This window comes from Haloarcula sp. DT43, from assembly GCF_037078405.1.
Lineage (GTDB): Archaea > Halobacteriota > Halobacteria > Halobacteriales > Haloarculaceae > Haloarcula > Haloarcula brevis.
The window spans coordinates 1-526 of the sequence record NZ_JAYMGZ010000019.1 but is presented as its reverse complement, the minus strand read 5'-3'; the positions used below and the strand labels follow the sequence as shown (position 1 = coordinate 526).

1 rRNA gene is annotated in these 526 nt (G+C 56.8%); it reads left to right on the top strand.

Annotation, left to right across the window (positions count from 1 at the left end):
* Positions 1-2 precede the first annotated feature (2 nt).
* Positions 3-526: ribosomal RNA gene (locus tag VI123_RS19250) — 16S ribosomal RNA — on the top strand; the annotation flags it as partial.

Sequence of the window (526 nt, the reverse complement as noted above, 5' to 3'; positions counted from 1 at the left end):
ACATTCCGGTTGATCCTGCCGGAGGCCATTGCTATCGGAGTCCGATTTAGCCATGCTAGTCGCACGAGTTTAGACTCGTGGCATATAGCTCAGTAACACGTGGCCAAACTACCCTACAGACCGCGATAACCTCGGGAAACTGAGGCCAATAGCGGATACAACTCTCATGCTGGAGTGCCGAGAGTTGGAAACGTTCCGGCGCTGTAGGATGTGGCTGCGGCCGATTAGGTAGATGGTGGGGTAACGGCCCACCATGCCGATAATCGGTACAGGTTGTGAGAGCAAGAGCCTGGAGACGGTATCTGAGACAAGATACCGGGCCCTACGGGGCGCAGCAGGCGCGAAACCTTTACACTGCACGACAGTGCGATAGGGGGACTCCGAGTGCGAGGGCATATAGCCCTCGCTTTTCTGTACCGTAAGGTGGTACAGGAACAAGGACTGGGCAAGACCGGTGCCAGCCGCCGCGGTAATACCGGCAGTCCGAGTGATGGCCGATATTATTGGGCCTAAAGCGTCCGTAGCC